Raw genomic sequence first — 19,675 nt, forward strand, 5'->3', positions numbered from 1 at the left:
ACTTATTATTCACCACTTTTTAAAATTTTTTCATTAAATACTCTAAGGGCCTTTGCGATAACTGCATCCATATCATAATATTGATACTCAGCTAATCTACCAATAAAATGTACATTATCGAGTTGACGCACAAGAGTTTTATAGTTTTTTAAATTATCAAAATTCGAATCATTCTTTATTGGATAATAAGGTACATTTACTCCGGGTATATAAGCTTCAGAAAATTCTTTAACAATTGAAGTTGATTCATTTCTCTGACCCGTAAGATGTTTAAATTCAGTTATACGTGTGAAGTCATAATCATTAGGATAATTCACAGTACCTACTTGTTGATAAGAGGCCTGATGGATATCATTAAATTTAAAGTTTATAGACCGGTAAGGTAGTTCACCATACTTATAATCGAAAAAATAATCAATAGGCCCTGTATATATTAGCTGGCCATCAAATTTATTATTCATAAATTTTATCTCTGATGTATTAGTATTTATATCAACTATTTCTTTATAATCAGTGTTTGTTAACACCTTAATATTCTCGTTGTCCAGAATTCTCTCAAACATCTTAGTATAACCAAATTTAGGAGTTCCTTGGTATCTATCTTGAAAATATCGATTGTCTCTGCTTATATATACCGGCACTCTTCCAGTTACAGATGCATCTAAATCTTCAGGTTGCAATCCCCATTGTTTCAATGTATAGTTCAAAAAAACTTTTTCATATACAAAATCCGCTAGATATTTTAAATCTTCATCTTCGGTTTCTTTAAGTTTTAAAATTGGAACTTTGACATTATAACCAAAACTTTGAATTAATTTTTCTTCTAATTTTGATGCAATACTTTTGGGAAACACTTCATAAAGGCTATTTATATTAAAGGGAATAGGAACTTTAACTCCATCAATAACACCTAGTACTTGATGATGATAAATATTCCAATCAGTAAACTGCGACAAGTAATCCCACACTTCTTTGATTTTAGTATGGAAAATATGTGGGCCATAATTATGCACTAATATGCCTGCTTCATTGTATGAATCAAAAGCATTGCCTGCAATATGTTGTCTTTTTTCAATAATTAATACTCTTTTTTGAAGTTGGTTTGCAATCCTTTCGGCTATAACACTACCTGCAAACCCCGATCCAACAATAATATAATCAAACATTAAAGCTCCCCCTTTTTAATATCCCTTTTCTTCTAATAAAATAGTACATAAAAACTGTAACAAATGTCTCTGTTAACACTATTGTCAAGGCGGTACCTTTTGCTTCAAATACATTTATTAACCATAGTGACAAGAAAATGTTAAATATACTGCCATAGACTATGATTCTTGCGAATTCTTTTTTGTAATTGAGAGGTATCATAATGAGAGTTCCGAATGTATGGTTTAAGGACAAGATCAATGGAACAATTGATAAAATCCTCAAAATTAGAATAGAATTTTCATACTGTTCTCCTAAAACTAAATGAACAATATCGCTTGAGAAAATAAGAACTAAAAGAAAAATCAACACATTTATGAAGGTAACAATCTTTATATATTTATTCAAAAATTGAAAAGCTTTACTTTTTTGACCATTCGTATTTGTATTGAAAAGTTTTATTACATAAGGATAAACCGCTTGAGAAACAGGTGCTAATATTCCTTGCAATGCTTTAGTAATTTTGTCAGCAGCAGTAAAATACCCAACATATATATTGCCTGCTATCAATCCAAGTAAAAATGTATTAGTTATCGTATAAATGCTAACGGCAATAGTCGATATAAATAAATGCCACCCTTCTTTTAAATGCCTCAGAAGTTCATTTCCCGATATCTTCAATAATTTAATCCTCAATACTCTTGATACTATAAATAAGCTAATTATTCCGATCAAAATGGATGATATACTATTTATTAACGGTAATAAATAATAATCTTCTTCTTTTTTAATCAACAAAAAAATCGAAATGGTAGAAATAGTCTTTAAAACCATATTCATATATGTAATATATCCCATTCGTTCAATACCTTGAAATAACCATATTGGAAAGAGTACATTACCAACTACCAGTCCAAATGTACTAATATAGATATAAATATTATCTTTAAACATAGGAAGAGTAAATATCAGTACAATGAAAATAGTAAGACTTAATATCATAATCAATAATTTTAATATTAAAATAGCAGAATATATCTCACTAACTTTACTCTTGTCATCTCTAAAAATAGAAATTTCTTTAGTTGCAGATAAGTTAAACCCGTAGTCAGTAAAGATGATGAAATATGTAATAAATACCTGTGCAAAATTTATTAATCCAAATTTCTCAGGTCCAATAATTCTAACTAAATATGGAAGAGTTATAAGAGGTAATAAATAATTAAATGCTTGTAATGTAAATAATGATAATATATTTTTCTTTAACCTTGTGCTTCCGGATTCCATAATGCCTTCCTCATTCTTCATGAATTATTGTGTGAATTCTACTTCACAAGTTTCATTTAGTGATAAAACTATGTCCAGAGCTATTCTGACAGAGCAGTTAAATTTTTAAATTTCTAAATATATTAACTTATAATTGAATCAATATTTTATTGCAATAAAGTTCTTTTATAAAAAAAGCACACGAATTACATCTTAAGAGCTTTTATATAAATATTCTCCAAAATACTTAATACATTTTTTATATCATATTCGTTAGATCTACTCTTACTTCTAATTCCCATTTCATTCTGTAACTCTTTATTGTTTATAATATCTTCCAGTCTTTGAACAGTAGAGATAACATCATCTACATTTACCAAATAACCATTCACTCCGTTTTCGACTAACTCACGATTCCCACGAACATCTGTGGTTATAATAGGTTTTCCAGAGGCTAAAGCTTCTAATAAGGCTTTAGGAAGCCCCTCTTGTCTAGACAACAACACAACCACATCCGATAAACTCATTAATTCAGGAATATCCCTTCTAAATCCAAGAAAAGAGATTATATTTTCTAAGCCAAGGTGATTTACTCTTTCTTCAAGTACTCCTTTGAGATCACCAATACCTACAATCAAGCACTTAACACTATACCCTTTATTTTTCAATTCGAGTATTGAATCTATTAATTGACCATAATTTTTCCTTTCAATAAGTTCAGCTACTGTTAGTATAACAAATTGCTTTTCATTAATACTTAATTCACTTTTTAACTCCATTTCAACTTCCATTGATTTCCTACTACTGAATTTTTGTATATCTACTCCTACACCAGGAACATAAAGTACCTCTTGTTTAACTTTAAAACTTTTGGCCCTTAGTGTGTCCTCTTCATTTATCGTAATTAAAATATCAGTTAAATATGATAAACAGTATTCAATTATATAAAAAGTTATCCAATTAAACCATGACGCACCTTTATAAAAATGGAAACCATGGGCTGTATAAATAATTGTTGGCACTTTAGCAAACTTTGCAGCTATTCTTCCTAATACACTTGCTACAGGAGTGTGAACATGAACAATATCAAATTTTTCCTGCTGAAAACTTTTTTTTAATCTTAAAATAACTCTAAAATTTTTTTTATTAAACGGATTCCTTATCAAATCAATATCATGACAGATTATATTTAAAGCAAGCAACTCTTCCTTATTCCCATCGTCATAAGCGTAAACATGAACCTCAATACCTCTATCTCGAAGTCTATTAATAATAGGAATATGAAAAGCCTTAATATGACCGTAAATTGAAGCTACAAATGCTACTTTTTTTTGTTTTCTATTCATATATTCTCCTATCGTTCAATAATATTGTAAATATTCTTTATTTAAACAAGTTTTTTATATAATTCCAACAACTTAATACCCATAATATCCCATGAATACTTTTTTTCATACAATAGATTTGCTTTTATTCCCATCGCTTTTGCAATATTTTCGTTATTAGCAAGGTATTCAAATGCCTTTCGAATACCTTCCTCATCTCCATAATTAACTGATAATCCAATTTCATTATCCTCAACTAAAATGTCTATTCCTGTATTTTTCGCAACGATAATAGGTTTCCCCAACATCATAGCTTCATATAATTTGTTCGGACTTGAAAATTTATGATTAGGTATGCTTGGATCGTAAATAGCAAATAATACACTTGCATCTTTCGATAAATTTAATCCTTCTTCATAACTCACCTTACCAATGAAACTTATATTATTTGAATTTTTGATTTTTTCCAATATTTCTTGCTCTAATCGTCCAAATCCCGCTATTACAAATTCCCAACCCTCATTTTTTTTAACAAAATCTATAATTTCGAGAAGATATCTACCATTTTGGAGTATACCTATATATACGATTTTAAATTTATAACTTTGATAATTATTCTGAATAGTACTAATTTTCTTTGGGGAATTATGTATTATCTCCAAGTTATGCGGCTGGCTCCCCTTAATTTGTTCTTTTCTAGCCTCATTAACTATTATTACAGCATCGCTCAAGGTGATCACCTTTAAATCAATAAATCTAATAATTGATTTTAAAAATCTTGGTACACTAAAAGCATCGGTATAAAAATCAAAAATATCATAAACTAATTTCTTTTTAAAAGCATATTTCATTATAAGAGAAGGAAGTACTGTGTCAAAATCGCAGGCATGAATTGTGTCAATTGTTTTTCTGTTTTTTAATAACCAAAATAAAAGTTTTATTTGAAATATAAACAAAGGGATTAAAGTCTTTAGACCATTCCCAAAACCAGCTTTGACTCCTATACGATTGATATATATTTTCTTTCCACCAAGGTGTAAGATTCCTTCATTATTGCTATTTAAACTTCGATCCCATCCAATTATTGTAACATCATACCCCCCCTCTATAAGAGTCTCTACTTCTTTTTCAACCCTAGGATCTGGATTAACTGGGTTAGATCTTATAAAGACTATTCTCATATTTCATCCGACTTTCATTATTTATTATATGTTTGTATAAGTATTTTCCCCTGAGTTTGGTTATTTATGAATTTTTCAACGCTTTTAAAACCAGCTTCGGAAATAGAATTATAATCAATACTATTATCTAAAACCTCTAATATCCTTTCATACATATCCCTATAGTTATTTTTTTTAACTACAATACCAGTGCGCAAATGAGAAATTACATCCTTTACACCTTCTACCTCATAACATACAACAGGTAACTTTGCAGCCATAGCCTCTGACAGCACTACTGGCATTCCTTCATATCTTGACGTTAGTATAAAGAGATCTGCGGCAAAATAATATTTCGCAATATCATTTTGATTTCCTATTAATTTCACATATTTACCTAGATCATTTTCAAGAATTCCATTTTCCAGCATTTCACGCTCTAAACCTTCTCCTACAATTATAAAGCAAAAATTTTCGGATTTTTTTTTCAGTAAGTTGGCTATTTTGATTACATCTTCAAACCCTTTCTGAGGACTCAATCTTCCTACGCATAAAATAATGAATATGCCCTCTTGTAGATTTAAAGAATCACGAATTGTAGGTTTGCTCACCTCCCGCCATTCAGATTTCATTATCTTTTCTCCAGAGAATATAGTTGGTAAAATTGTTATCTTTTCAACTGGAACACTTTTTTTTTCGTGCATATATTCTTTCACTTCTGAAGAAACACATATAAACTGAGAAGTAGTATTAACCAAAATCTTCTCTAGAGAAAGAACAATGTTCTTTCTCCACGACTCGACTAAATGTTGAGTGTGAACGTGTTTAACTTTAGTTAGTTTGAACTTTAATAAAAATTGCACAGATATAGCCATTTTACTTTCATGAGTATGAATTACATTAGGCTTATATAAATTAATTAAATTCTTTATCAAAATTAATCGTTTAAAAAAAGAAATTCCGCTTTTATACTTTACTACTTGCACCTTTTTATCTGTAAATTCTTTGAATGACGTCTCAACAGAATCAGGAACAAGCAATGTGACATCATGATTTAGGACTACTAGAGTATTCGCATATTCAATTTGAACTCGTTCTGCACCACCAAAAGCTAAAGCATCGCTAACTTGTAATATCTTCAATTAAAAACCTCCTCATCCCTTTTATATCCAAATAAAACCAAGAAAATAGCTATAGAAGAAATAACAGATATTAATATATAATCTCCTACTATGCATGATAATACGAATGCTATTAAAGGATATATCGCATAACCATTAATCGGATAATTATAACTAGTCAAAATAAAAATAAATCCTGCAAATAAAATAAACAATAATATTAACCCAATCACACCTATTTGACTAACTAATAGTAAATATGAATTTTCCATTGATATACTTCGGCCAGTATTTAAGCCATTCCCAAAGAAAATAGACTTATCTATATTATTAAAAAAGTAAGTCCAATCTTCTGATCTTCCATTTAACCCAACAGTATCATTTCTAAATCTTAACCAATCAAAAATTCTTTCTCTAATTTCATTCTTACCAAGGATATATAAAATATTAACTAATATTCCTCCGGAGGCAAATGATATTAAAAACATATTTCCCTTAAAATTTTTAATTAAAAAAATCACAAAATAAAATAATAATATAACTAGAGCCTGCCTGGAATTTGTTAAGATAATCGCTGCAATTACTAATAACACAAATAAATACTTCTTTAAATTACCAATTTTTCTTATTTTATCAAATAAAAAAATTGAGGGTAATGAAATCAATAAATAGAGAGCAAGAACATTGGGATCATTAAAAACTGAGATTGACCTATTATAATTAGAAAAGGCAATAAAATCAGTTTTCCATCTAAGGATAGAATAATAATCAGGGCTATGAATATTAACTATTAATTTAGGATATACAAACTGTACAATGGCTAATGAGCTAATAGTCAATAATACTAATAGACTCAGTTTTAAAATTTTAAAAGCATCTGTCCAGGAATACTTAGATAGAATAATAATTGAGAGACTTATGATCAAAGGCTCAATATATAATCTCAATGCAGAAATTGAATCTATAATGTCCTTTGACCCTAGTGTAAAAAGTACTAGTATAGTAATGATTGCACTATATAATATAACTACGTTAATAATAAACTTAGTGTTGTTTGTAGCAATTGTTCTGATAAGTGCTATAAATAAAAGTAAAATAAATATTATTTCAAGCATATTCCCCAAATTAAGAGACCATTCTTTAATCAAGGGAAAAAAGGGCATACACCCTAAGAGAATACTTGACGACAACCTAAGAAAGTTAAATTGATTCTTGTAGGTATCGTTTGAATTCAAAAGATTCATTTTATCATTCCTCAAACTAGTATATATAAACTACTATTAATAATTGGAAAAGATTAAAACTAAAATAGATATTCAATAACTTTGATAATTTGAGATTGTTCCTCATTAGTCAATGTACTACCGGAAGGCAAACAAATCCCTTGCTCAAAAACCCACTTACTTGTTGAAACATGCGCGTGAGAAAAAAACGAACAGTTTTTATATAGTTCTTGCATATTCATTGGTTTCCAAGTATGTCTAGATTCAACATTTTTCTTTTCCAATTCAGCAACAATCATACTAGGTAATATTGAATATCCTGTATTAATAGTCATTACTGTTAGCCAATAATTTGGATCACCATTTTCATTAATAGGCATAAATTTAATTGGTAATCTTTTTAATTTATTTATGTATTGCAGATATATTTCTTTCTTCTTCAAGACACGTGAATTTAAAACTTCTAATTGACCTCTTCCAATACCAGCACAAACATTTGACATTCGATAATTATAACCTACTTCTTTATGTTCATAATGATTAACGTTTTCTCTTGATTGTGTAGCCCAAAAGCGCATTTTCTTGATTGCATCCTCATCATTCGAGACAACCATTCCTCCACCTGATGTAGTGATGATCTTGTTTCCATTAAAAGAAAAAATACCGATATCACCAAACGAACCACACTTTTTCCCCTTGTATGTTGCACCTAGCGCCTCCGCAGCATCTTCAATAACTGGAACCCCATATTTCTTACATATCGGTAGCAATTGATCATAATCTGCACTCTGACCATAGAGATCGACAATAATAACTGCCTTGGGCATTTTCTTTTCTTCTACAGCCCATTCAAAAGCCTTTTCTAAAGCGATCGGAGACATATTCCAAGTTTCGGGTTCTGAGTCAATAAACACCGGATTGGCATATTGATACAAAATCGGGTTGCAGCTACCTGCAAAAGTCAAGTCTGAGCAGAACACATAATCTCCTGGGCCAACTCCAAAATACTTTAACGCCAAATGAATCCCGGCTGTTCCGGAAGATAAAGCTAATGCATGATTAACACCAACGTACTCACAAATTTCTTCCTCAAATTTGTCTACATTAGTTCCTAGTGGAGCAATCCAGTTACTCTCAAAAGCTTCTTGGATATATTTCATCTCATTGCCACTCATATGTGGGGGAGAGAGATAAATTCGATCGTTTGTCATATGCTCGTCACCTTTTTATTTATTATACTTAATAGGTTTAGCTGGAGAACCAACTGCAGTGCAATTCGCCGGTAAACTTTTCACAACCACGGCACCTGCTCCAACTATTGTTCCTTCTTCTATAGTAATACCTTGAATGATTTGTGTACCCGTTCCTACTTCAACATTAGATTTAACTATGGTGCTTCCAGAGACATTTACACTAGGATACAATGTGCAAAAATCATTAATTATAGCATCATGACCAATTGTACAATCAAGATTAATAATAACATGACGACCAACTTTGATATTAACAGTTAAAATTGTGCCTGCACAAATTATGCTGCCTTCACCAATCTCTACCCATTCGGACAATATAACAGAAGGATCAATGAGCGTTGCAAAACTTACATTCAAAGAGTTTGAAGCTTTCGTAATCATTTTCTCTCTCAGTATTGTATTTCCGATTGTACAACATACGGAAATTGGTTTATCTGTTGATTCCAACCATTCTATTCCGCCTAATACTGGATAACCATTGATAGTACTCCCTTTTAGACTAGGGTTTTCATCAATAAATCCAATTATATTCCAGGTTTCTTGAACTTTGTTAATATTGCTTACGAGCCAAGCAACCTCTCTTCCAAATCCCCCTGCACCGATAAGAACAAGATCTTGCATGTTCTCCCCCTCTAATCCTTACCTACGATAAAGGTATAGTTTGTTGTTGCTGAACCGCCAATATTTAGCATCATTGCATTCTTGGCACCATCAACTTGGTAGTCTCCTGCGTTATTAGAAATTTGTTTATATAAGTCTAACAACATTCTTACCCCCGAGGCACCAACAGGATGACCGCCACCAATAAGTCCACCGCTCGGATTCACAGGTTGTGAACCTTTGAACGATATTAGCCCTGATTCTATAACTTCAAATTCTTTTCCTGGTTGAGTTAGTCCCAAACATGATAAAGACGCATATTCACTTGATGTAAAACAATCATGGAGTTCGAATAAATCCATATCCTCAACGTTTAACCCCGATCTCACATACGCATCTTGAACTGCGGTTCTAGTCCATTTTAAAAGATAGGGTTCATTGATGCTTTCCCTAACTTTTGAATTAAAAGTGAGTGGAGCAACTCTATGGCCATACCCCTTAATGTATGGCATATCACTTAACTGAAGATTATTTCTCTTACAATAGTCCCTTGCATACTCCTCAGAAGCAAGAAACACTATAGCGGCTCCATCTGTTGTTTGAGAACAGTCACTAACAGCCAATCTTCCTCCTACCAATGGGTTGGAGTCCGTCTTTCTCTGGCTGGATTGTGATTTATTCATGAACCAGTTTCTCGTCTGTGACTTTGGATTTCTCTTAGCATTGGAGTAGTTAATATAAGAGATTTCAGCAAGATTGTCCATATAACGATTTGGGTCAAGATTGTATTTTTCAATCGTCACATCAGCTAATTTACTGAACAAGTTTGGAAATGGAAAGTCAATCCCTTCTGCTTCCTTCTCAAAGTAAGCAGCACTTCCAAGAAAAGATCCGCTTAATTTACTGTTAACAGTCTTCATCATCTCGATACCCACGACAATAGCCAATTCATACTCCTGGCTTTTAATTTTGGCCATCGCAGCATCAATGGCAACCGAACCTGATGCGCAAGCTGCTTCATATCGTGCAGATGGTAAACCATAGAACACATCATCAACTTCAGTTAAGAATGCTCCTAGATGGCCTTGCGACAGGTAGTTTTCTGCTGCAAAGTTTCCTATGAAGGCGCCTATTTTGTTTTGAACATTTAATTTATCTATTTCCTCAATTGAAATATTAGTTGATAGCAATCCATCCTCTATTATTTCTCTAAACATCCCCGTAAGAGACTTACCCTCTTTACTCCAATTTCTTTCATAGTCACTTTGTTCTCCACCGAGTACATATACTCTTCTCATTCTTGTCCCCCACTATATATCTAGAATTTCGCTCTTAAATATCTTCTGTAATTTAACTTTGAAGGAAAAATTTCCGATGTATTGAATGATGGTATGAACGGGATCAGCCTGTTGTCTGTTTTCATAAATTCAATTATTGCTTCTTTACCACCAAATAACTCAAGTAATGCTAGTGGCGGAACCCAATTGAATCCATAAGCCATTACCGTATCTGCATCATGGATACCATAAGCGATTTCATTCGTAACATATACAGAATAGACAACATATTTTATCAAGAAGTAACTACATATTTTCGCTTCTTCGGAGTCATTATCAAGGAGTATTTTAATAGCCTCCTCGTACTTAGACTCTTTTATTGCAGCAACCATTTTCTCAACGAAATAGAATGAATATTTAATTTTAGGTCGATAAGTCTGCGATTTAATATCGTAAACGAATAAATGCTTTTTACCAGTACTGTCTCTATCTAGTTTATATAATCCCTGGCCACATTTTCTTCCCAGCTTACCCTCGTTAATAAGATTATCTACAAATTGAGGTAACATAAATGAGTTACTATATAAATCCGAAATACTATGATAGAGATTATCTGTAATTGCTTTATAAACATCAAGACCTATAAAATCAACTGTCACTAATGGAGCCATTCCTCTTCCTGTAAAAGGGCCTAAAATAGCATCGATATAATCAATGCCACCTCTATCTTCATAGAGTTCCGCAAATTGAAGTGCTTCATTCATAAATTGAAATCCTATACGATTTGCTAGAAAGGCTGGGGCATCCTTTAGTACAACTACTTTTCTGATTAAAACTTGCTCTAAATAAATTTTAAGTGATTCGATAGTTTCCTGATCGGCAGACTCATTAGGTATTAATTCACATAATGGCAGACTATACGGAGGATTGAAAAAGTGAGTGACAAAATACAAAGATTTAGCCTCTTCATCAAACACATTTTTTAATTTTTCTATCGAAAGCCCTGATGTACCGGTACTAACAATCGTCCCCGGCTTTCTATATCTAGCAATAACACTATTAATTTCATCTTTAATCTCATAATCTTCTGCTACTGATTCAAATACCCAATCAGACTCATGGATACATACCGCTAAGTCTTCATATGTACGAGCAACCAAATTACTCCTGATGGAGTCCGCCCTAACAGATTTAACCGCTTTTTCAATTCCGTCCATAGACTTATTAAGTGTTCTGCTTACCATATTTACTTTAACATTTCCAAAAGAAGCAAAAATACCAGCTACAGCTGCTCCCATAGCACCATTAGCCCCTATAACTGTCACTATTTTGATGTTTAGCATAGAATCCTCCATACGAGAATTTTAAAGAATTACAAGTTATGTTTTCTTAAAGAAGATAAAGAAGACATAGTAACGACCTCTGAATTATTTATGTTTGTTTTGCGAATAACGTTTAGAAGTGTTTTTATAACTATTTTTAAATCTAGCAATAAACTTATATGATCTACATACCAAAGATCTAATTCAAACTTTTCATCCCACGATATTGCATTCCGCCCATTTACTTGGGCCCATCCCGAAATCCCCGGAGTTACATCATGTCTCCGGAGTTCTTCTTTAGAATAGTAATCTAAATATTCAACAAGGAGCGGTCTTGGACCAATAAAACTCATATCACCCTTAATAACATTTATTAGCTGGGGCAACTCATCTATACTACCTTTTCTCAAAAAAGATCCAACGCGTGTCATTCTCTCAATATCGGGCAGTAAATTCCCTTCCGTATCTCTTTCTAATGACATAGTTCTAAACTTAAGCACCGTAAAAATATTAGCGTGCTTCCCAGGGCGTCTTTGACGAAATAGAATAGGACCTCTAGAACTTAGTTTTATTGCTATTACCGCTATCATCATAATAGGAAATGTAAGTATAAGTAATATACATGCAAAGAAACAATCAAGTATTCGTTTAACAATTAAATACGGCTTCATTTCACCCTCAACCTCTTCTATATAGAATAAGAGGCGGAGATTAATCCGCCATACCTGCCACTGCTTGTAGTCCATTCTGAATTTCCGACTCAAATGCACTTCTATATTGGGATATAATATCTGTGCTATAGCCATTAGCCTTTAGTTGTTGTTCAGCATCTGCTACTATACTATTAAAACTGGCAGTAAAAGAAGAAAGTTGCTGTTTTCCTTTAGCAATAATACTCTGTTTAGACGCATCATCTTGAGCAGCAAGATACTCCATAGCCGTACTGAATAATGCTGACTGACTTTGTGATTTCAAAGCATTAAGTTTTGCCTCTGTTGCGCTAGTAATCGATTCATAGGAGTCTTTCTCTGTGTTACTATTTGAACTCCCCGTTTTTGAGGGTGTTTCTTGTCCCGCATTACCAGCTGTATTCCCCGCAGTATTTCCTTCATTCAATTGTTCTTGATAGACTTTGGACACAGCAGTAATAACTTTAGCCTTCTGGTTCCAGTTAATTTCGTTCCCTACCGACTCTGAAAGGAAGCGAAGCGGTACATATAATGTTCCATTTAATATATAACTGGTTTGATTTGCAGGCAGACTTTTGACAACGCCATCAAATACAAAGCTTGCCTTCACCGAAGTTAAGGTTATAGTTTTAGAAGCAGAGAAGGTCGCGTTAGTATTCGCTGCATTCATAATGTATTCTTTGATTACAACCAGTTCAGAACTATTTGGTTCACCTACGGTGACCCTGAGATTCTTAGCATCCCAGGTTACGCTTTTTTGCAGTGCATAAGACATAAATCTTACGGGTACATAAGTCGTATTGTTATGAATAAATGCCAGTTGACCGGAAGGCGGCACCATACTTACACCATCAAAGATCATTTTGACATTCATATTTCGAACCTTAATCGAGTTAGAGTTAGTGTTAATTGTTGGTGCTGTGGTAACAGCTACTGACGCAGCTGATGCAGATAGAGGAGCCGAAGCCGTTAATGGAGCAGACCCGATAGATAAGAGGAGCAGGAGAGCTGCTGCAGGAATCTTGACTTTACTCATTGCTGTTCACTTCCTTCTTCTTGTGCTTTAAGCTGTTCTTCTTCAGCCAACACTTGTTCTTGCGTTTTCCCTTCGCTGACACCATACTTCTTGGCAATCTGTGACAGTTCATTATATTGCTCTTCTGATACCTTACCAAGAATAATACTTCGTGCTTCACGTTTCTCATCTAAGGTTAACCCACCTGATGCTAACTCCTGTAAACGCTTGATATCCGATACACTTAGCTGACTCATTACAATAGATGCTACATCTGCTTTTTCCTTAACCGTAACATTTTCTTGTATTTCTTTAGCTTTATCAGCTGAGACCTGTGCAGAATATCCACCGATATCCGCATCCCTGTCCGAAGATGGACTACTTGATGGTTGCGGGGTTGATGCTGGAGAATTAGTGGTTTGACTATTCCCGGTAGTTTCCTTAGTAGTCTCGGGCGGACTACTTTCGATATCAGCAGACGATGATGACTCAGGTACTGTAGTTACAACAGGGGCAGGGGCATTGGTATCGTTAACTTGATTATCCGTAATAGCACCAGTAGGATTTACAGTTTCTGCAGGCGCTATTGTAGGTTCAACGATTACATCCTCACTACTGGACGTATTATCCGATTCTAAATCCAAACCACCCGCCATAGAGGTCATTAATTTATCTACTGCATAATTTGCAGCGAACAATCCACCGATTGCTAATACTATAATTATAGACAGAGACCACGCCAGTATCTTCTTCCATCTCTTGTTGAACATAGTAATCCCTTCTTTCACAATAGTTAGCTAATAGCGGCTTGAGCAACAGGCTGCATGGGAACAATCTGATTAATCACTTCGCGGATCGCACTTGGCTCCTCGGTTAATACACGTTCCAGCCGCTTAAATTCCAGCTCTAGCTGATTCTGACTGATTACATTTGGTTTACCTATAAATATACGATCATGTTGAGTCGATCCTAGATTCTCTTCATCTGTTAAGAGCTCTTCATAGAGCTTCTCACCTTCGCGGATACCTGAGAATGTAATATCGATATCCCTATAAGGCTCATATCCAGACAAGGTTATCAGGTCTTCAGCCAATGTTAGTATCTTCACCGGTTCACCCATATCCAGTACAAAGACCTCCCCGCCTTTGGCGAAAGAACCGGATTGGATAACTAACTGCACAGCTTCAGGAATTGTCATGAAATACCGTACCATCTCCGGATGGGTAACGGTCACAGGTCCACCAGCTGCAATTTGCTGTTTGAAGGCCGGTATTACGCTGCCCCGGCTGCCTAAGACATTTCCGAATCTTACAGCAGAAAACTTAGTGTGGCTTGTAGTATTCAGACTCTGTACGTACATTTCTGCAATCCGCTTGGTTGCTCCCATTACGCTAGTAGGGTTGACCGCCTTATCTGATGAAATCATGACAAAACGTTCTACTCCATAACGATCAGCACAATCGGCAACGTTTCTTGTTCCGAAGACATTATTCTTAATCGCTTCCGATGGATTGCGCTCCATCAGAGGAACGTGTTTATGCGCTGCCGCATGAAAGACAACATGCGGTCTGAACGTGCGGAATACATCCATCATTCGGTTGCGGTCTTGTACATCAGCTATTACCGTAACGATCTCAAGATCAGGAAACTTCTTACGCAGCTCCATTTCAATGGTGTAGATACTATTTTCACCATGACCCAACAATAGAAGCTTCTCTGGAGCAAAGGGGGACACCTGCCGGCATAACTCCGAGCCAATAGATCCGCCAGCACCTGTTACCATAACTGTCTTATTATGAACATAGCCAAGAATGCCATTTAAATCTGCTATAATCGGCTCACGTCCGAGTAAATCTTCCACGCTAACATCACGAAGCTTCTTCACAGAGATTTTCCCGGCAATCAGATCATTAAATGCGGGAATAATTTTAAGCTTAGCACCCGTAGTTTTGGCTAAATTGATAATCTCTGAGATCTCGGTTCTCGATACAGATGGCATCGCAATAATGATCTCATGAATATCTTTTTCTTTAACAAGCCTTGGCAGGTCATACCGATTCCCTAGCACTGGCAAACCTAAGATTGACATGTGATATTTGTTGTGATCATCATCTATGAAACCTATCATTCTCGTACCAGCAAAGGAAGGCCCCATCATTTCTTTCGCAATCAGCATGCCGCAATCCCCTGCTCCAACAATCAGTGCATGGGTTTCGGTTTCTTTATTGGTTACCCGATCATTACGAAACACTCTCCATAAGAACCGCACTCCCCCAACCAAGACTAGAATTGTTTCCATCGAGCGGACTTCCACTCCAAATGGTACACGCGCCGGAAGAAGCAATAGTGCAATTACATAGGAGATGACAGCACCAATGACAATCGCCTTAAGGATGGAGACAATTTCTCCAATACTGGCATATTGCCACATCCGCCGGTAAAGACCGAAGTAGATTAAGCTTCCCCCTAGGACAATCGTCGAGATGATGCCAAACTGCAGCATCTGGACTACATAATCATGAGGGATACCGTCATAGAACCGGAACCAATACGAGGTAGCAATGCTGAACCAAATGATGGCCAGATCAACGAAGAACAACACGAACACTCTAGATTTTGCTGTCATTTTTAGTGCCTCCAAAAATAACATTTTCTCTACCGAACACTGTCAATTTCCGTAGTAGTAATAATAGTAGCCTTCGCTAGCTTTGCGCTTGACGTTATTAAGCACTACCCCCAGCATCTTCGCCCCTACACGATCAAGATTGGCCTTAGCCTTAACAGCAATATCACGTTTCACCTTGCCATAGCTGACTACCATAATCACACCATCACTTTTGGAAGCCACAATCTGTGCATCCGTAACTGCTAAGAGCGGCGGGGTATCGAACATAATCACATCAAACTGCTGACGAAGCTCCTGCAGGACCGTACTCATCCGGTTAGAAGCCATCATCTCCGCCGGATTCGGAGGAATCGGACCAGAAGTCATAAGGTAGAGGTTAGGAACTCCAGATTCCTGTATAACCTCATTCAAATCCGCCTGCTGTGACAACAAAGAAGATAACCCGTAACGGTTGCTTAAAGAAAAGGTTTTATGCGCTGTAGGCTTCCGCAAGTCTCCATCAATCAAAAGCACTTTCTTATCAGCTTGTGCATAGGCGGCCGCAAGGTTCGCAGTTACCGTGGATTTCCCTTCCTCAGGTCCGGAGGAAGTCACCATAATGACCTGAATCTGTTCATCAATCGAAGAAAAGTCAATATTGGTCCGCAAAGCCCGGAATGCTTCCGATACAGGCGAACGCGGATTCGTCACGGTAATCAGATGGCGTTGTTTATTTGGCTGCTGTGACATGTTCGAGATCCCCTGCCTTTCTGGATAGCTTCTGTGCTTGCGTTTCTGTAGACTTGGTCTCTTCTTGTCCGAGTCTGGTTATCATTGCTATAGTTGGCAGACCCAGGTATTTTTCGATGTCCTCTTCCGTCTTCAGGGTGTCATCCATGTACTCCAGCAGGAAGGCAATCCCCAGGCCGATCATCAGCGAAACGATAAAGGCAATCGCCAGGTTCATCACTACATTAGGTTCAACCGGTCCTGGTGCAACTGTAGGGTTAAGCTTGGCTTCATTCAAAATGGATACGTTCTGTACATTGAACAGGGAAGGGATCTCCTGCTTGAACACAAGTGAAATGGCATTCACGATTTCTGCTGCTCTCTGATAAGAATTATCTCGAACGACAAGTGTCATCACCTGCGTATTATTTACGGAACTCACATTTACCTTCTTCAGCAACTCTTCTGCAGTAGTGTTAAATTGCGGATATTCCTTGGCTACAACATCCAGAATGGCTGGTGTCTTAATAATTTCCTTGTACGTGTTAATTAATTGAATATTAGTATTAATCTGATTCAAATCCAGCTGTGATGTTATTGACTGCACTTGCTGTGTCTGATTAACAATAATCTTCGTTGACGCTTCATATACCGGATTCTTAATGTACAGACTATACACACCGGCAAGAAGACAGACGACGATAACAATACTAACAATCATCCACAGTCTCTTTCTTACAATCTGAAAATAATCGCGAAGATCCAATTCTTGTGCTGACAAGTGAATTTCCCTCCAAGCTGTTTCTGTAATATTTCAATTCACGCTAAAAAAGTGCCCCCTCTCACATTAACGAGAGGAGGCTCTCCACTTGCTTGTTTAATTCTTACTTGAAGTTCATTGTACGATAGATGATTACAGCTGCTTCTGCACGGGTAGCAGTAGCGTTAGGGTTGAACTTGCCTGCATTACCGATAACCAGGTTATTGCTGGCTGCAAAGGCTACGCCGTCTTTCAAAGAAGCACTGATCTTCGCTGCATCCGAGAATTTGCTGAGTGCTGTTGCATCTGTAGTTGCAGCAGGCTTGAGTGCTTTCACTGCACGAGAGATCATTGTAGCCATCTCAGCACGTGTGATTGTTGCATTCGGATCAAAGGTGGAAGAATTACGTCCTGTGATGATGCCCTTCTCAGCTGCAACAGCAACGTATGGAGCATACCAAGCTGTAGAGCTTACATCGCTGAAGCTTTCTGTTGCCGTGCTGTTCTCAAGGTTCAGTGCACGGATCAGCATCTTCGCGAACTCAGCGCGGGTAACATTGCTCTTAGGAGCAAACTTGCCGGAGCCGATACCTTCAATTGCGCCTTTAGCAGCTACAACTTGAATTTGTCTTCCAGCCCAAGCTTGTACGCTGGCAGTATCGCTGAAGCTTACTTTGTTCTCTACTACTGCGTAGGAAGAGAAGGTGTCGCGCGGCTCAACGATGAAATCACCGTCAACAACGCCGCCTTGGAACTGCAGTTTGCCGTAAACAATCTTCGATACAGACAGAAGCTCTTTATCCAGCGATGCTGCACCAACCAGAGGAAGTTTGATTGTCAGTGGCTGTTTGAAGGTTGTTGTAGCTACTCCACCAACAGTCAGGTCGAAGGAATACACTTTTGAAGCCAATTTCAAGCTAGTGATCGAAGTTACTGTGGTGTCAGCTTCTGTAGTAACTGTCAAAGTTACTGCTTCGCTGAATTGTCCAACTGGAATTGTAACAGTCAGGCCATTGAAGGTAACTGCGATATTGGCAATGCCTTTAGCTTTAGCAGCTTCAATGATCGCTTTGGACAGTGGAACTTCTACAGTCGTTGCGTTCACTGTACCCAAGTTCAATGTAAGTGTAAGACCCGTCTTGCCTGGGTTAGCTGCCAAAAGTGCATCAAAGGCTTTGAGTACATCAGCGTCTACCAGTTTCAAGGTTGCTTTACCGTTAACAATACTTACCAAAGCGGATACATCATAAACGCCAGGGGTTGCAACTGGGGTAGTAACTGTAGTACCGCCTCCAGTACCACCAGTACCACCACCAGAAACTAGCGGATAAGTACGGATGTAGGCAAGAGCAAGTGCCTGTGCAGCAGGCTTCGCGGATTTGATCTGTGTATTTACATTATCAAATGTCTTCACCAGATCATCAGCTGTGATACCCAGGTTGTATACTGCATCACTAACAGTCAGTGCACCTACGCCAGTCTTGTGCTCAAGCACTTTGTAAACGGCATCCTTAACCAAGGTCTTCTGGGACTCTGGGTTACCGATGAGATTGATCATATCTGCAGTAGACTTACTTCCAAGCAACGCACGAAGTTCTGCCTCTACGCCGTTAGTAGCGAAGAAGAAGTCAAGAATATCGTCGAAGCTAAGGCTGTCCACTTTCGCTTTGGCTGCAATGTTGTTAAACAGCTTAACATTGTTAACATCATAACGAATATTTTTAAGAACATCGAAATCATTTGCATATACATCATAAACTACGCTGGATACGCTCTTGAAGAGCTTCAAGGAAGTCGCCTTATCTTCACTGTTAAGTTGAAGTTTGCCGAGTACTGGTGCAAAAATTTCCTCGAACTTCGCCTGATCAATTCCGGCAACTTCTTTGGAATAGTTCTGTAAATAAGTTACTTCTGTTGCAGTCAGGTTACTGTAGATCGCCTTAATCTTGGTCTTTACTGCATTGTGATCGACTGCTGCTGCAGATGCTACGCCAGTCAGATGTTTAGCCAATCCTTCGCTGCTGAACGGAAACCCTGCTACGGATGCTGCTGCCATGCTTACTGCTAATGTTGATACTGCCAGTTTCTTCTTCAAAGACACTTTTCATCCACCTCTTTGTATGTAGTTATGTTTCTAATACTGCTGCGCTATCAGAGAAGCTTCGCCCTAACTCAAACTAATCT

General features: G+C 36.4%; 17 protein-coding genes. All 17 read right to left on the reverse strand.

Translation table 11 applies throughout. The features are described 5' to 3' along the window. Positions 1-5 precede the first annotated feature (5 nt). The 17 genes from glf to QU597_RS22710 all read right to left on the reverse strand — a co-directional run bounded on the left by glf (position 6) and on the right by QU597_RS22710 (position 19,592). Positions 6-1,166, reverse strand: a complete 1,161-nt coding sequence (gene glf, locus QU597_RS22630) for a UDP-galactopyranose mutase (RefSeq protein ID WP_310829913.1) — start codon at positions 1,164-1,166, stop codon at positions 6-8. Continuing rightward, positions 1,159-2,433 (reverse strand): flippase, encoded by a 1,275-nt coding sequence (locus QU597_RS22635; protein ID WP_310829914.1) that lies wholly within the window; start codon positions 2,431-2,433, stop codon positions 1,159-1,161. Before QU597_RS22635 ends, glf begins: the two co-directional genes overlap by 8 nt. A 185-nt stretch (positions 2,434-2,618) precedes the next feature. After that, a complete protein-coding gene (locus QU597_RS22640; RefSeq protein WP_310829915.1) occupies positions 2,619-3,758 on the reverse strand; it encodes a glycosyltransferase family 4 protein in 1,140 nt (379 codons plus the stop codon). A gap of 41 nt (positions 3,759-3,799) precedes the next feature. Next, the gene (locus QU597_RS22645) at positions 3,800-4,918 is read right to left on the reverse strand and encodes a glycosyltransferase family 4 protein (RefSeq protein ID WP_310829916.1); all 1,119 of its coding nucleotides are present in this window, start codon (positions 4,916-4,918) and stop codon (positions 3,800-3,802) included. 17 nt (positions 4,919-4,935) lie between these two features. Beyond that, on the reverse strand, positions 4,936-6,039 hold the full coding sequence (locus tag QU597_RS22650) for a glycosyltransferase (RefSeq protein WP_310829917.1): 1,104 nt from the start codon (positions 6,037-6,039) through the stop codon (positions 4,936-4,938). Then, on the reverse strand, positions 6,036-7,262 hold the full coding sequence (locus tag QU597_RS22655) for an O-antigen ligase family protein (protein WP_310829918.1): 1,227 nt from the start codon (positions 7,260-7,262) through the stop codon (positions 6,036-6,038). The genes QU597_RS22650 and QU597_RS22655 overlap by 4 nt, the downstream gene beginning before the upstream one ends. A 59-nt stretch (positions 7,263-7,321) precedes the next feature. Next, positions 7,322-8,452: a DegT/DnrJ/EryC1/StrS family aminotransferase gene (locus QU597_RS22660; RefSeq protein ID WP_310829919.1), complete on the reverse strand. Its 1,131-nt coding sequence runs from the start codon at positions 8,450-8,452 to the stop codon at positions 7,322-7,324. Positions 8,453-8,467: 15 nt separating this feature from the next. Continuing rightward, positions 8,468-9,115 carry an acetyltransferase gene (locus QU597_RS22665; protein WP_310829920.1) on the reverse strand — a complete coding sequence of 216 codons (648 nt, stop codon included), beginning with the start codon at positions 9,113-9,115 and terminating at the stop codon, positions 8,468-8,470. Positions 9,116-9,126: 11 nt separating this feature from the next. Continuing rightward, entirely contained in the window at positions 9,127-10,392 is a 1,266-nt protein-coding gene (locus QU597_RS22670; protein WP_310829921.1) for an acetyl-CoA acetyltransferase, read from the reverse strand. 20 nt (positions 10,393-10,412) lie between these two features. Beyond that, entirely contained in the window at positions 10,413-11,714 is a 1,302-nt protein-coding gene (locus tag QU597_RS22675; RefSeq protein WP_310829922.1) for a 3-hydroxyacyl-CoA dehydrogenase family protein, read from the reverse strand. Between the two features lie 29 nt (positions 11,715-11,743). After that, positions 11,744-12,364, reverse strand: coding sequence for a sugar transferase (locus QU597_RS22680; RefSeq protein WP_370656281.1), 621 nt, complete (start codon positions 12,362-12,364; stop codon positions 11,744-11,746). A 40-nt stretch (positions 12,365-12,404) separates the two neighbouring features. Then, on the reverse strand, positions 12,405-13,418 hold the full coding sequence (locus QU597_RS22685; RefSeq protein WP_310829924.1) for a stalk domain-containing protein: 1,014 nt from the start codon (positions 13,416-13,418) through the stop codon (positions 12,405-12,407). Next, on the reverse strand, positions 13,415-14,167 hold the full coding sequence (locus QU597_RS22690) for a hypothetical protein (protein WP_310829925.1): 753 nt from the start codon (positions 14,165-14,167) through the stop codon (positions 13,415-13,417). Before QU597_RS22690 ends, QU597_RS22685 begins: the two co-directional genes overlap by 4 nt. A gap of 23 nt (positions 14,168-14,190) precedes the next feature. Then, a complete protein-coding gene (locus QU597_RS22695; protein ID WP_310829926.1) occupies positions 14,191-16,023 on the reverse strand; it encodes a polysaccharide biosynthesis protein in 1,833 nt (610 codons plus the stop codon). A gap of 42 nt (positions 16,024-16,065) precedes the next feature. Beyond that, positions 16,066-16,752: a CpsD/CapB family tyrosine-protein kinase gene (locus QU597_RS22700; RefSeq protein ID WP_206101717.1), complete on the reverse strand. Its 687-nt coding sequence runs from the start codon at positions 16,750-16,752 to the stop codon at positions 16,066-16,068. Next, entirely contained in the window at positions 16,733-17,512 is a 780-nt protein-coding gene (locus tag QU597_RS22705) for a YveK family protein (protein ID WP_310829927.1), read from the reverse strand. Before QU597_RS22705 ends, QU597_RS22700 begins: the two co-directional genes overlap by 20 nt. 103 nt (positions 17,513-17,615) lie before the next feature. Then, complete coding sequence (locus QU597_RS22710) at positions 17,616-19,592, reverse strand: S-layer homology domain-containing protein (protein WP_310829928.1); 1,977 nt, start codon at positions 19,590-19,592, stop codon at positions 17,616-17,618. Positions 19,593-19,675: the final 83 nt, after the last annotated feature.

Source organism: Paenibacillus pedocola, assembly GCF_031599675.1.
Taxonomy (GTDB): Bacteria; Bacillota; Bacilli; order Paenibacillales; family Paenibacillaceae; genus Paenibacillus_AQ; species Paenibacillus_AQ pedocola.